Below are 13,794 nucleotides of genomic sequence, written 5' to 3'. Positions count from 1 at the left end.
CCCGTCCAATCTTTTCCTGCTCTTTTTTCATAGAATGAAGGGAGCATGAGCATAGGAGGGAAATGTATGATCAGCCGTAAACCGCACAAGCGGAAAAGGTTTCATAATGATTGGTTTGAGGATTGGTTTGAGGATGATTGGTCTGGTGCAGCCTTCTGGTGCTGTAAAAAAGAAAAAGATCACTGTAAAAAGAAGAAAGAAAAAAAGAAGAAAGACAAAAAGAAGCATCATCATTCATGCCGCCGCTGCTGCCGTCATTGGTAATCGTTCACACAAACCCGTTTTACAAATAAATTTCTCATGCTCCCCAAACAGCGGATGCTGCTTGGGTTTTTTTTATTAAAATTAGTACCAAGTAATAATATCAGGTGTTATAATCTGATATAAAGGAGTGATTTTTTCATGTCAAAATCTAAAATTACAGCAATCGGTACATATGCTCCGGCACGCCGATTAACAAACGCGGATTTGGAGCGCATCGTCGATACATCTGATGAATGGATCGTCCAGCGCACCGGTATGAAGGAAAGACGCATTGCCGGCGAACATGAATTCACATCGGATTTGTGTGTGGAAGCGGTGAAAAACCTTGCAGAACGATACAGCGGAACTCTTGATGATGTCGATATGATCCTTGTCGCCACAACGACGGCGGACTATGCGTTTCCAAGCACCGCGGCACGCGTTCAGGCTTACTTCGGCTGGCCGCACACGGGAGCGCTTGATATTAACGCCACATGCGCCGGACTCACTTACGGCCTTCAGCTCGCAGACGCATTAATTACCGCCGGTTCCCATCAAAAAGTGATTGTCATTGCCGGTGAAACATTATCAAAGGTAACGGATTATACTGACCGGACGACCTGCGTTCTTTTCGGAGACGCTGCAGGCGCCCTATTGGTGGAACGCGACGAATCAGCGCCGGGCTTTTTGGCAGCCGTGCAAGGAACAGCGGGAGGAAGCGCGGACGTGCTGTATCGCACGGGACTGAGCGCAGAATTAAACGGCAAGCCGCTTAAAGGCGGAGGAAATATGGTGCAAAACGGGCGCGAAGTATATAAATGGGCGGCCAGAACCGTGCCTGAGGAATGCAATGCCCTTTTAGAAAAAGCCGGCTTTTCAAAAGACGATCTGGATTGGTTCGTTCCTCACAGCGCCAACATGCGGATGATCGAATCCATCTGTGAAAAACTGCCCTTCCCGCTTGAACGGACATTGACAAGCGTTGAATATTACGGCAACACTTCATCGGTTTCTATTATTCTCGCTTTGGATGAAGCTGTGAAAGCAAAAAAACTGTCGGAAGGCCAGACGCTGGTATTGTTCGGGTTCGGCGGCGGATTGACGTATACCGGACTGTTGGTGAGATGGGGATTTTAATCGAAATCAAAAAAAAGAGGCGCTGAGCATCTGCTCAGCGCCTCTTTTTCTTATGCTGTTATTTCTTCTTCCGTTTTGTGTTCTTTTTTGCTTTGCACCGTAAAATACACGATGGTCAGCGCGATCATGACAACGGCGATGCCCAACAGAATGGATGCCTGCTGCCACATATAGCCGTAATCGCCATTTGAAATGACGGCACGGAACCCGTTGATGCTGTAAGTCATCGGCAGTGCCCCGTGAATCACTTGATAGAATCCCGGCAGGAGTTCAAGCGGGAAGGTTCCTCCGCTTGCCCCAAGCTGGAGCACCAGAATGATGACAGCGATAAAGCGTCCCGGATTTCCCATCGTTGTCGCCAATAATTGAATCATCGACAGGAACGCGATGCTGGTAATCATCGTAAAGAGATAGAATCTCCAAGTGCTTTCCACATCAAGCCCGATTCCTTTTAACAGAACCGTGGCGACTATTACGGATTGAATCAGTCCGACGAGCAGAATGACGCTGAATTTGCTGAGGAACCATTCAAAACCGTTTCTCGGACGCCCTGAAGCTTCACTCAGAGGGAATACGACCGTCAGCATCAATCCGCCGACATACAAGCCCATAGAGAGAATATAAGGCGTCAGTCCGGTACCGTAGTTAGGCACGGAATGAATCGCGTTATCGTCCGTTTTTACCGGATCGGCAAACATGCTGTACGTTTTGTCATCTGTCTTAATGTCCCCGGTTTGATCAGCCGCATCTTTCAGCTGGCTGGACAATTGTCCGGTGCCGTCTAAAAGTTTGCTTAAACCGGTGCCGAGAGACGCTTGACCCTGCTCAATTTTGGACGAGCCATCATGGATTTTGTTTTGCGCGTCCAGCAGTTTCGTTAAGCCGCCAGACACCTGGCCGCTCCCTGACACTAACGCTTCTGATCCTGATTTGAGCTGTCCGAACTTGCTGTTGTATTCGCCGATACCGGCCGTCAATTTGTTTTGGCTTTCAAAGACGGTCTGCGCTCCGCTGTACAATTTATCAGTTCCAGCCGTCAGCTGGTTAATCGCGTCTTGTACCGCCGCCGCGCCGTTATACAGTTTCGATGTGGACTGAGGCAGTGCTTTCAGCTGATCAGCCTTCGCTTTTACATCTGCCAGCGCGCTTTTTATGACTGACATATCCGGAAGCTGGATATCTCCGCCGGACGGAAGCTGGCTGACGATATTGTCTAAATCCGGAAGGTCAGCCTTCGGAAGCTTCTCATTCAGAAGCTGAACAAGTTTCGCTTTTTGCTCATCCGTTAAGAAATCACTGTCCTTAATCACCTTTTTGACCGCGTCATCCCGGGCATCCAGGCTGTTTTTCAGATCAGAAAGCTTTTTCTTAAACTGCTGCAATTCCTTTTCAGTCTGCTCAAGCTCCCCAACCGCTTTTTCAATATCTGAGAGGTTGACTGAATTGATCGCATCTTCAAATGCCGCCGCTTTTTGCGACACTTCCTGCGCCTTGCTGTTTAACGCACTTAATCCATTCGTTAAATCCGGAAGCTTTTGCTGGAGCTGCTTTTGTGCGTCAAGGCTCGTTTTCAGCCCGCTGGCCACTTGGCCTCCTCCTGAAGCAATCTGTCCTGATTTATCTTGAATTTCGGCGCTTGCGCTCTGAAGTTTTGCGATAGAGCTGTCAAGCGTTTGAATTCCGCTTGTCACTTTCGCCGCTCCGTCTGCAAGCTGCTGCGTTTTATCGCCGATGGTGGCGGTGCTTTCAGTAAGCTTCGCTAAATTTTCCTTCAGCTTGGCGCTGCCGTCTTTCGCGTTTTTCGTGCCGTCGTCTATTTTCTTGGCGCCGCTGCTGGCTTTGCCGAGTCCTTTGGCAATATCTTTAAAATTGTCAAAAATGACTTTTGCGTATTGCTCCGTCACTTCTTTCGACACGGAGGCTTTCAGCTTGTCGATCGCCTTTTCTCCGATTGTCGCGCCGACATAGTTTGATCCGGCATTCGTATGATATTTCAGATCCAGCTTCTTCGGATTTTTATCCATTACCGTGCTGGCGTTTTTAGAAAAATCTTCAGGAATCTCGACCAATAAATAATATTTAGCATTTAATAAGTCCTTTAACGATTGATCAAGATCGTTTGAAAAATGCCAATCAAAATTATCATTTTTCTTTAACTCTTTCACAAGATCGTCACCGATCTGAAGATGTTTCCCTTCGTAGTCCGCCCCTTTATCCTGGTTGACAACGACAACCGGCAGCTGATCCACCGTGCCGTACGGGTCCCAGTACGCCTTCAAAAACACTCCGCTGTAGATCAGCGGAACGAATAATATGGCAATGATGGGGATTAACAGTTTCTTGTTCGTTACAATGTCTTTCCACTGGCTTTTTATTGTATTCAACCCTGTTGCCTCCTTCCGCAAACTGACTCATTTGACAAAACGGTCACGGCACCTAAAAAGTGAAGGATCATCTATTATTTAGATAATCCTTGACCAACATACATTTCCAGCAATTCGGCGATCGTCTCTTTTTCAAGAGGCGGATGGTTTTTTTCCCAGTCAAATATCAGCGCGATGTAGAGCTTGAGCATCACAAAAGCGGTCAGTTCCGGATCACACGGTTTAATGCTTCCGTTTTCAATGGCTGTTTCTATCTTTTCTTTAATGTATGACAGAATGGCCCGCTCCATTTTCGCAATGACATCCTGAACGGCTATTGTACCAATCTCGGCGTTCTCCTGAAAAATTTTAATAGTCAGCTGGTGTGTTTTTCTGAATTCCAAAATCGCGACAAGCGCCCGGTGAACATTTTCGTGAAATGAAAGCTCCGGTTTCATCGCTTCGTCTGCGTGTTCCTTCATTTCTCTTAAAATAGTGGTGAAAATATCATCAAACAGTTCTTCTTTGTTTTTGAAAAACGTGTAGATGGTTCCCTTCCCCACATTTGCAAGCTTTGCCACCAGATCCATTGTCGTTGCTTTGTAGCCGAATTGTGTAAAAGACTTCGTTGCCGCTTCCAGAATGAGCTTTTTCCGATCGACGGACATGTTTCCCACCTCGTTAAATTGACCGTTTGAACGTTTTAGTCATTTTGTACATAAGATAACTTATCACAGTCGCAAAGAAGATTCAAATGTTTTTTCTCTTTATTGGTGTTCCCTTTACAGAACGGGAACATGCAAAAAAACCTCCGTTTTACGATAACGGAGGCTGGTACGTTTCAAATAAATATGCCAGTGAATCATATACGGCGGCTTTTCCCTGGTCGATACAGTCGGGGATGCCCACCCCTTCGAAAGACGCGCCCGTCGCGTATACGCCCGGATAGGAAGCTTTCAGCGCATCTCTGAACTCTTTGATGCGCTCCTTATGGCCGACATGGTATTGCGGCATGCTTTCGTTCCAGCGGGTCACACAGGTCATTTCCGGTTCGCCATTTATTTTCATTACTTTTTTCAAATCTTCCATTACGATTTTAATGATCTCGTTATCTGAAAGATCTACGATGGATTCATCTCCGGCCTTTCCGACGTACGCCCTGAGAAGCGTTTTGCCCTCCGGCGCCGCGTGCGGCCATTTTTTATTCGTCCATGTGCAGGCCGTGATGGAGAAATCGCTGTTTCTTGAGATAACGAATCCCGTACCTTCATGCTCCATCTTGACGGCTCCCTCAGGAAAACCTAAGGCGACGTTGGCAACGGACGTAGAATGCATGTCTTTGAGACATGAAACCGCCGGCAGATCAGAAAGCATTTTCGCCGCGGCTTTATGCGGGGCTGTCACTATGCATCCTTCCGCATAGAGCACTTTGCCGTTATCAAGCGTCACGGAATATCCCTTCTCCTCGCGGCCGATATGAGTGACTTTCGTTCCTTTCATCACCTTTGTCAGCGTAAGCTGCTTTTCCAGCTCCTCCACCAACGTTTGAAGCCCTGTCGTCAGCGTTAAAAACTGGCCCTGCTTTTTGGCCGTCAGCTGCTGTCCCGAAGGCTGCGGACGTGATTTTTTCATACCGAGAATCAGGCTTCTGTGCTTTTGCTCAGTCTGATAGAATTGCGGAAACGTGGACATGAGGCTCAGCTTATCAATATCTCCGGCATAAATCCCTGATAAAAGCGGTTCTATTAAATTCTCAACGACTTCGTCACCGACGCGTCTGCGGAAAAATTCACCGAGAGACTGATCTTCCTTCGGTTTGCTCGCAGGCAGGACAAAGTCAAGCGCCGCCCGCGCTTTTCCGGGAACAGAAAATAAACCGGTGGAGATGAACGGAGCGATTTTGGTCGGAATGCCCATCACCGCGCCCTTCGGCATCGGATGAAGCGTCTCATTGACGAGCACGTAAGACTGGCCGGTCGCATTGTTGACGAGCAGATGCTCAAGCCCCAAATCCTTAACGAGCTGCGGCGCGCTTTTTTTCCTTTCCAAAAAAGAATCCGGCCCCCGCTCAATGATGTAGCCGTCTTTATGCGCCGTCTGAATTTTGCCGCCCGCTCTCGGTCCCGCTTCGATCAGGGTGACCTCAAGCGGCAGCTGTTTTTCCTTGATTTCTTTTTCCATGTAGAAGGCGGCGGCTAATCCCGTTATGCCGCCGCCGATGATGACCAGATGTTTTTTATCGCCACTCATTTTTATCGCCTTCTTTACCGTTTAATTCTACTTGTCCAGCTCTTTCAGCACGACCGCTGCAAGCGCGTCGATAAATTCAGGCTGTGCGTTCGGCATGGCCGGACGATAGTAGCTTGCGCCGACTTCTTCGGTCACAGCTTTGCATTCATAATCATTATCGTAAAGCACCTCTAAATGATCGGCAACGAAGCCGGCGGGCACGTATACAAATGCTTTATAAGGATGCTTTTGATACAGCTCGCGCGTGAGATCCTGCACATCCGGCCCGAGCCACGGATCAGGGGTGTTCCCTTCGCTTTGCCAGCCGACTGCGTAATCGGTAATTCCGGCGCCTTCGGCAATCAGTTTTGCGGATTCCTCCAGCTGGTCAGGATACGGATCGCCGTATTCTTTAATTTTTTCAGGAAGGCTGTGCGCTGAGACGATCAGCATCGCGTCATCCCGTTCTTCTTTCGGCATTGATTCATACGTTTTCTTCACCTGGCCGACCCAATAATCAACGAATTTCGGTTCATCATACCAGCTTTCAACAGACTTGATGGTCAAGCCGCCGAGCTTCTCCGCTTCTTCTTTCGCGCGTTTGTTGTATGACTGGACGCTGAATGTTGAAAAATGAGGGGCGAGCACAAGGCTGACAGCTTCTGTAATGCCGTCTTTATGCATGTCCGCCACCGCATCTTCAATAAACGGTTCAATATGTTTTAATCCGATGTACACTTTGAATGTTACGTCGTCCTGGATTTCATTTAAACGCTGTGCGAGCTTCTCCGCCTGCTCCTGCGTGATTTTTGCCAGCGGAGAAATGCCTCCGATCGCTTCATATCTGTCTTTTAAATCTTGAAGCATGTGCGGCTCAGGCTTTCTTCCGCGTCTGATATGTGTATAATAGCGTTCTATGTCTTCTTCTTTGTAAGGCGTTCCGTAAGCCATGACGAGAAGTCCCATTTTCTTTTTGCTGCTCATTTAGTTAAACACCTCTTTTGATGGTCTGTCTACCTTGATTTTGACAGGAAAATCTTCTTATAACCAACGATCTGCTCAGTTTGACAGGAAAATCTTCTTATAACCAACGATCTGCTCAGGAAGATTGTTCCGTTTTTTGGGCCGCGGAGTATTCATGTACAAACGCCGTCAGCTTTTTCAGCGTTGCCGGATTGACATCAGGGAATACGCCGTGCCCTAAATTGAAAATAAACCCGTCCGTTTTCATGCCTTGATCAAGTATCGCTTTCGCTTTTTTCTCGATGACTTCCCAAGGCGCAAGAAGAAGCGACGGATCAAGATTGCCCTGAACCGTTTTTGTAATGCCTTGTTTTCTGGCGTCATCTATGCCGAGTCTCCAATCAAGACCGACGACATCAAGAGGAAGGTCATGCCAATCCCCGGCCAGGTGGCTTGCGCCTACGCCGAACATGATCAGCGGAACTTGCTCTGCTGAAAGCTCCCGGAATATTCTGTCCATCACCGGTTTTATAAACTGCCGGTAATCTTCGCGGTTCAGCGCGCCGACCCATGAATCAAAAATCTGAATGGCTTTTGCGCCGGCATTAATCTGCGCTTTTACATAAACGATAATCATGTCCGCCAGCTTGTCCATCAGCATTTGCCACGCTTGCGGCATACTGTGCATAAACGCTTTTGTTTTGTTGTAATTTTTAGAAGGTCCGCCTTCAATCATATAACTGGCCAGCGTAAAAGGCGCTCCCGAAAAACCGATGAGCGGAACATTCAGCTGTTCGTTTACGAGTAATCGGATCGTTTCCAGCACGTAAGGAACATCCTGTTCGGGATTCAGTTCGCCGAGCTTTTCAATATCCGCAGCAGAGCGCACCGGCTGATCGATCACCGGGCCGATTCCGTTTTTTATTTCAACATCCACTCCGATATAAGGAAGAGGCGTCATAATATCTTTATATAAAATGGCAGCGTCCACTCCGTACTGCTCGACCGGGAGCCTCGTCACATACGCGCACAGCTCGGGCTGATGCGTAATTTCGACTAAGCCGTACTTTTCTTTCAGCTTGCGGTATTCCGGCTGAGACCTCCCCGCCTGTCTCATGTACCAGACAGGGACGTGATTTGTTTTTTCTCCCCGTGCCGCTTTTAAAAACGTATCATTAAACGCTTCTCGTTTACTCATCTGAATTTCCACCTTTCCTCCTGCAACCATACGTTCGTGTTCTTCGCCCATTACACTATACCTTGTTTTTTCTGAATGGTATAGAATTGAGGCTTAATGTTCAAAAAATCGCCGAATTCATGATTAAGAAGAAAAAAGCTTCGGCTGAACGTATTCCGTTCCCTCTCCTTCTTGATTCGTCTGTGAATTATATGGAACGACTTTGTATGAAGCCCCTGAAAACAGATTGGCGTACGGTATGTCAAAGCTGCCTTTTCCTTTCACCGAATCCAGAAGCTTGTCTTTTCCGTCTTTCTTCTCATATATTCGGTAAACAACCCGATCATCCTTTTGAATATCCCATTTTAATTGAACCGTAATCAGTCCCATCGCCTTAAATGTATAACGGGCCGACAGGGATTTTACCGCCTCCAGCTCAATCGGGCTGCCCAGTTCCTTCACATTTTCAGGCTTTTTGAATGTCCGGCCGTTTTCACCCGCTTTTGTGACGATATCTTTAAAGAGTCTGACCGGGTATTGGCTGCCGCCTTTCAGGTAATGGGTTTTATCCGTTTTGTCATAGCCCATCCAGACGGCTCCCGTCAGTCCGGGAGTGTATCCCGCAAACCAGGCGTCCTTTGTCGCGCCGGGGATGCCGGTAAATGTGGTCGTGCCGGTTTTCCCCGCCAGGTCACCTTGATAGCTGCCTTGTGAAGCGGTTCCTTCTTTTACAACCTGCTGAAGCATTCTCGTCATATTCCATGCCGTCTGTCCGCTGAAGACGCGCGTTTTGCCGTTTTTAGGCCCGGATAACGTTTCTCCGTCTTCGTCCGTGATGTTCTCTATAAAAAATGGCTTCGTATACATTCCGTTTGCCGCAAAGGTATGATAAGCTCCGGCAAGCTGAAGCGGAGTGACGCCTTCAGACAGACCGCCCAGCGCAATCGCGAGTCCGTTGTCAGAAATGTTCATGCCGTTTTTCTCAAGATACGATTTTCCCGTATCCACGCCGATCTGCTTCAATGTCCAGACAGCGGGCGCATTTATGCTGTAAGTGATCGCATCCTGCATCGTCACTTCCCCCTTGTACTGTCCGTCATAATTTTTCGGTTCATACCCGTCGTAGGACGTCAGTTTGTCTTGGAGAAGCGAATATGGTTTGAACTTGTCTTCCTGCATGGCGGGCCCGTATACGGCAATCGGCTTAAACGTTGAGCCCGGCTGCCGCTTCGCCGTAACCCTGTTGTATCCTTTTGCCACATAGTCGCGCCCGCCGACCGCCGCGCGCACGCCTCCGGTTTTATTATCAATAAAGACGGCGCTTCCCTCTGCCGCCTGATCCGTCCCCGGAAAATAGCCGCTTTCCTTCATGAGGGTATATGCCGTTTTCTGCAGCTTGGAATCAAGTGACGTCCGGATCGTATAGCCGCCTTGAAGCAGCTGTTCTCCTGACATCGAATAACGGTCTTCCGCCTCCTTGATGACAAGATCGATATAACTGTCAAACCAAGGCGTTTCTGATGTTTTCTTGACATTAAGCCCCAATGTCCGGCCCTGGGCTCTGACGGCTTCCTTGGCGCTGATATAGCCTTGATCGTTCATCATTGCAAGAATCGTATCGCGGCGTTCTTTATTTTTATCCGGATGCTGAATCGGCGAATAAAGAGATGGCGCCTTCGGAATCGCTGCCAGAACGGCTCCTTCTGCAACGGTTAAATCTTTTACTTCTTTATTAAAGTAGTAGTGGGACGCGGCTTGAATGCCGTAAACGCCATGGCCGAAATAAAGCTGGTTCAGGTACATTTCAAGCAGCTTGTCCTTGCTGTAATCACGCTCAAGATTGATGGCGATAATGACTTCCTTCGTTTTGCGCAAAAATGTTTTATCATGAGTCAGAAAAATGTTTTTCGCCAGCTGCTGGGTGATCGTGCTTCCGCCCTCCACCTTGCCGCCTGCTAAAACGTCCCGGAACACCGCCCGGCCGACAGACTTCACATCAATGCCGTGATGTTCGTAAAACCGTTTATCTTCAACGGCGATAAAGGCATCTCTCACATCTTCCGGAACCTGCTGAATGGATACCGGCTCGCGATTTTCCGTATAGAGGCTCGCGATTTCATCACCGTTTTGATCGACGATTTTTGAAGAGGCGTGCAGTATTAATTTCTTTTCATCGATGACATAATGGCCGAGAAATATAATGATAATGTATCCGATTAACGCGAGAAAAGCGGTTGCCGCCGCAATTACAGCCGGAATAAAGAATCTTTTTTTCTTTTTCAGCATAAGTCACCTCGCCTTTCTTAACTTGTAGTATGGGAAATATTGTTTCGAATTATGTCAGAATGAGTCGCCAATAGAAACTTATACCACTCTTTTGATATACTAGCAAGCAGGAGGTGGCTGATATGAAGGTTTATATTACATACGGGACAGCCGATTTTTTAAAGACGATTGCCAAGAAACACCCGAGTGAGAATATGGTGCTGATGCAGGGGGAGGATAATGCGGTTTTAATTCATGAAACAAATGGAGAAACCGTTTTTCAGGCGCCCCATTCCTATGAAAGCATCGACAGCGTCGGGGAAATCAAAAATCCGGGCTACGCCGTCCTCAACAACATCGCCGTTACCCAGGAAGGCCGTCCGCTGTTTGAAAACCGGTTTAAAAACCGCGCCGGCAAAGTGGAAAATGAACCCGGTTTTAAAGCCATCCGCGTATTAAGACCGCTCGAAGGCGATACGTATGTCATTTTGACCCTGTGGGAAGAGGAAAAAGCCTTTCAGGATTGGCAGCAGTCAAACTCTTATCAGGAAGCTCATAAAAAACGCGGAACATCTGCCGGCATCGACACGACGTCTATTTTTTCCCGTCCGTCTTATGTAACCGCTTATTACGCAATAGACTAAAAAACCGCCGGAGATTCTCCGGCTTTTTTGATGTCCCGATTTTACGCATCCTTCTTTGCACCTTCCGCCCGCCTATGAATACCCTGTAGCAATCCTATTTATAAACGGAGTGGTTCAATTGGGGATCGGCGTCTACTCGGTACATCTGCTTTATGTTGCTTTTATCGCGGCCATTATCGTTTTTATGCTTCTCAGAAAAGATACAACCTTTATTTCACTCGCCGGCATTTTTGTGATTGCGCTATGGACGACGCATTCATTCTCCGCTTCGGTCAGCAGCCTGTTTCACAGCTTTACGTATGCCGCCGGAGAATTGCTGCCGACGATTTTTATCATTTGTTTTATCGTGGCGATGAGCGGCATTTTGACCGAAACCGGTATTAATGAAGCGATGATTTCTCCGTTTGCAAAGCTGATGAAAGGGCCGGCTGTCGCGTATTGGGTTATCGGCTGTCTGATGTTTGCCATCTCTCTTTTTTTCTGGCCGTCACCCGGGGTGGCGCTGATCGGCGCTGTGCTGCTTCCCGCAGCGATCCGGGCGGGCCTTTCTCCGATTGCCGCGGCTATGGCGATGAACCTGTTCGGCCACGGATTCGCTTTATCGGGCGATTACGTCATTCAGGCGGCCCCGAAATTAACGGCCGACGCCGCGGGCATTCCCGTGAGCGATGTCATGCAGGCAAGTATTCCGCTCGTTTTGATCATGGGGTTAACGACGACAATCACCGCTTTCTTCCTCATCATGCGGGATCGAAAAAAAACGAAGGCCCCCCTCTCCTTGGACAGCTCCGGTTCTTTGGACACAAGTATGTATCTGCCGAAAAAACTCAGGGTGATCCTGGCGGTTTTCATTCCGCTTGTTTTTCTCGCCGATATTATCTGCATGATCGTATACCGCCTCCAAGGAAACGATGCGACGGCACTCGTCGGAGGAACCGCGATCGGCATTCTCCTGATCATTCATTTCATTGTATATAAAGAGCGGCATTTAGAAAAGATCACCGAGTATTTTATCGGCGGTTTTCAATTCGGCTTTAAAGTATTCGGCCCCGTCATTCCGATCGCGGCCTTCTTTTATCTCGGTGACGCGGGGTTTAAAAATATTTTGAACACCCCGCTGCCGAAAGGGTCTGCGGGGATCGTCAATGACCTCGGACTGGCCCTGTCCCATTCTTTTCCGATGTCCGGAGAATTCGCCGGCATCGCACTGGCCGCAGTCGGTGCGATTACCGGGCTCGACGGGTCTGGGTTTTCCGGTATATCTCTTGCAGGCTCGATGGCAAAGCTGTTTTCTGCCGCGCTTCATACGGACCCGGCCGTTTTAACGGCGCTGGGCCAGATTTCAGCGATCTGGGTCGGGGGCGGAACATTGGTCCCTTGGGCACTGATTCCCGCTGCGGCTATTTGTAAAGTTGACCCGTTTGAGCTTGCCAGGAAAAACTTTATCCCGGTTGCGGCCGGACTTATCGTCACGACGATCGCCGCCATCATCATTCTCCCGTAGCAAAAAGATTGAAATCTTCTGACATTTTCTATACAATCATGGGAAAAGCAAACGAGGGGGCATCGCTTTTGACGTTAACGACACTTCAAAAAAGCTTAAACGCTCAGCTTGACGGGCTGTATGAGGAAATGGTTGAAATCAGGCGTCACCTTCACATGAATCCCGAGCCATCCTTTAAGGAGAAAAAAACACCGGCGTTCATCGCCTCATTTTATGAAAAGCTCGGCGTCCCCATACGGACGAATGTCGGGGGCAACGGTGTCACAGCCTGTATTGAAGGCGGTGAACCGGGACCGGTCGTGGCACTCAGAGCTGATTTTGACGCTTTGCCGATACAGGATGAAAAAGATGTGCCCTATGCTTCACAAATTCCCGGCGTCATGCACGCCTGCGGGCATGACGGCCATACGGCGGCTCTGCTCGCGGCCGGAAAAGTGCTGTATCGCAACCGGGAAAAACTGAAAGGGTCATTTGTGATGATCCACCAGCACGCTGAGGAATTATCTCCCGGCGGAGCAAAAGCAATGATTGAGGACGGCTGCCTCGAACATGTCGATGCCATTTTCGGCACACACCTATGGGCGACTGAACCCGTCGGAACGGTCTTATGCCGCCCGGGCCCAGTAATGGCCGCCGCTGACGGCTTTACGATTAAAGTCATCGGCAAAGGCGGCCACGGCGCGATCCCTCACGATACGAAAGACGCCGTTTTAATCGGCTCACAAATCGTCACGGCTCTTCAGCATATCGTCAGCCGGCGGGTAAATCCGGTGCAGCCGGCCGTCATCTCAGCCGGCTCGTTCACCGCTGAAAATCCGTTTAATGCGATTGCCGATCAGGCAGTCATATCAGGCACCGTCCGCTCATTTGACGAAAGTGTGCGCAGCCTGCTCGAAGCAGAAATAGAAGCCGTCGTAAAAGGAATCTGCTCCATGCACTCCGCTTCCTATGAATATCGTTTCAAACGCGGCTATCCCGCCGTCGTCAATCATCCTGAGGAAGCGGCGCACGCTGCGGCAGCCGCAGCGGAAACAGACGGTGTTACGAAGGTCATTGAAGGAGAGCCGCAGATGGCGGGAGAGGATTTTTCCTATTATCTGCAGCATACAAAAGGCGCTTTTTTCTTTACGGGCGCCGCTTCAGAAAATGCGGAAACCATTTATCCTCATCACCACCCGAAATTTGATTTTAATGAAAAAGCGATGCTGACGGCCGCCAAGGTGCTTATCGGCGCCGCGGTAAGCTACCCCCGCTGACATAAAAAACAGC

11 protein-coding genes are annotated in these 13,794 nt (G+C 48.8%); 5 read left to right on the top strand and 6 right to left on the bottom strand.

Going from position 1 to position 13,794, the window contains the following annotated elements:
• Window positions 1-66: 66 nt before the first annotated feature.
• Together VP472_RS05120 and fabHB are read left to right on the top strand one after the other, a co-directional pair.
• Window positions 67-264 carry a hypothetical protein gene (locus tag VP472_RS05120; RefSeq protein ID WP_129091247.1) on the top strand — a complete coding sequence of 66 codons (198 nt, stop codon included), beginning with the start codon at window positions 67-69 and terminating at the stop codon, window positions 262-264.
• A gap of 138 nt (window positions 265-402) precedes the next feature.
• Window positions 403-1,380, top strand: coding sequence for a beta-ketoacyl-ACP synthase III FabHB (gene fabHB, locus VP472_RS05115; RefSeq protein WP_025852087.1), 978 nt, complete (start codon window positions 403-405; stop codon window positions 1,378-1,380).
• A 50-nt stretch (window positions 1,381-1,430) separates the two neighbouring features.
• Here fabHB and VP472_RS05110 read toward each other — a convergent pair whose 3' ends face one another.
• The 6 genes from VP472_RS05110 to VP472_RS05085 all read right to left on the bottom strand — a co-directional run bounded on the left by VP472_RS05110 (window position 1,431) and on the right by VP472_RS05085 (window position 10,398).
• The gene (locus tag VP472_RS05110) at window positions 1,431-3,764 is read right to left on the bottom strand and encodes a YhgE/Pip domain-containing protein (RefSeq protein ID WP_014304734.1); all 2,334 of its coding nucleotides are present in this window, start codon (window positions 3,762-3,764) and stop codon (window positions 1,431-1,433) included.
• Window positions 3,765-3,838: 74 nt separating this feature from the next.
• Window positions 3,839-4,411 (bottom strand): TetR/AcrR family transcriptional regulator, encoded by a 573-nt coding sequence (locus VP472_RS05105; protein WP_003155219.1) that lies wholly within the window; start codon window positions 4,409-4,411, stop codon window positions 3,839-3,841.
• Between the two features lie 148 nt (window positions 4,412-4,559).
• A complete protein-coding gene (hemY, locus tag VP472_RS05100) occupies window positions 4,560-5,993 on the bottom strand; it encodes a protoporphyrinogen oxidase (protein ID WP_003155220.1) in 1,434 nt (477 codons plus the stop codon).
• A 27-nt stretch (window positions 5,994-6,020) separates the two neighbouring features.
• Window positions 6,021-6,956, bottom strand: coding sequence for a ferrochelatase (gene hemH / locus VP472_RS05095; RefSeq protein WP_003155221.1), 936 nt, complete (start codon window positions 6,954-6,956; stop codon window positions 6,021-6,023).
• Between the two features lie 115 nt (window positions 6,957-7,071).
• Window positions 7,072-8,133, bottom strand: a complete 1,062-nt coding sequence (gene hemE / locus VP472_RS05090) for a uroporphyrinogen decarboxylase (RefSeq protein WP_032875175.1) — start codon at window positions 8,131-8,133, stop codon at window positions 7,072-7,074.
• Window positions 8,134-8,256: 123 nt separating this feature from the next.
• Window positions 8,257-10,398, bottom strand: coding sequence for a transglycosylase domain-containing protein (locus VP472_RS05085; protein ID WP_033574485.1), 2,142 nt, complete (start codon window positions 10,396-10,398; stop codon window positions 8,257-8,259).
• A gap of 122 nt (window positions 10,399-10,520) precedes the next feature.
• Here VP472_RS05085 and hmoB point away from each other — a divergent pair, with 122 nt between their 5' ends.
• The 3 genes from hmoB to VP472_RS05070 all read left to right on the top strand — a co-directional run bounded on the left by hmoB (window position 10,521) and on the right by VP472_RS05070 (window position 13,781).
• A complete protein-coding gene (gene hmoB / locus VP472_RS05080) occupies window positions 10,521-11,021 on the top strand; it encodes a heme-degrading oxygenase HmoB (protein ID WP_003155224.1) in 501 nt (166 codons plus the stop codon).
• 118 nt (window positions 11,022-11,139) lie between these two features.
• Complete coding sequence (locus VP472_RS05075; protein ID WP_146276455.1) at window positions 11,140-12,525, top strand: hypothetical protein; 1,386 nt, start codon at window positions 11,140-11,142, stop codon at window positions 12,523-12,525.
• A gap of 68 nt (window positions 12,526-12,593) precedes the next feature.
• Window positions 12,594-13,781 (top strand): M20 family metallopeptidase, encoded by a 1,188-nt coding sequence (locus tag VP472_RS05070; protein ID WP_146276453.1) that lies wholly within the window; start codon window positions 12,594-12,596, stop codon window positions 13,779-13,781.
• Window positions 13,782-13,794: the final 13 nt, after the last annotated feature.

The sequence above is a fragment of the Bacillus sp. MT(2024) genome (assembly GCF_036362845.1).
GTDB classification, from domain to species: Bacteria; Bacillota; Bacilli; order Bacillales; family Bacillaceae; genus Bacillus; species Bacillus velezensis.
The sequence above is the reverse complement of the archived record's forward strand: the minus strand, read 5'-3'. Positions and strand labels throughout refer to the sequence as shown.

Bases quoted from the DNA above. Each gene is read 5' to 3' on its own strand.
- hmoB (WP_003155224.1), top strand. From the start codon at position 10,521: ATGAAGGTTTATATTACATACGGGACAGCCGATTTTTTAAAGACGATT.
- VP472_RS05120 (WP_129091247.1), top strand. From the start codon at position 67: ATGATCAGCCGTAAACCGCACAAGCGGAAAAGGTTTCATAATGATTGG.
- hemE (WP_032875175.1), bottom strand. From the start codon at position 8,133: ATGAGTAAACGAGAAGCGTTTAATGATACGTTTTTAAAAGCGGCACGG.
- hemH (WP_003155221.1), bottom strand. From the start codon at position 6,956: ATGAGCAGCAAAAAGAAAATGGGACTTCTCGTCATGGCTTACGGAACG.
- hemY (WP_003155220.1), bottom strand. From the start codon at position 5,993: ATGAGTGGCGATAAAAAACATCTGGTCATCATCGGCGGCGGCATAACG.
- VP472_RS05105 (WP_003155219.1), bottom strand. From the start codon at position 4,411: ATGTCCGTCGATCGGAAAAAGCTCATTCTGGAAGCGGCAACGAAGTCT.
- VP472_RS05085 (WP_033574485.1), bottom strand. From the start codon at position 10,398: ATGCTGAAAAAGAAAAAAAGATTCTTTATTCCGGCTGTAATTGCGGCG.
- fabHB (WP_025852087.1), top strand. From the start codon at position 403: ATGTCAAAATCTAAAATTACAGCAATCGGTACATATGCTCCGGCACGC.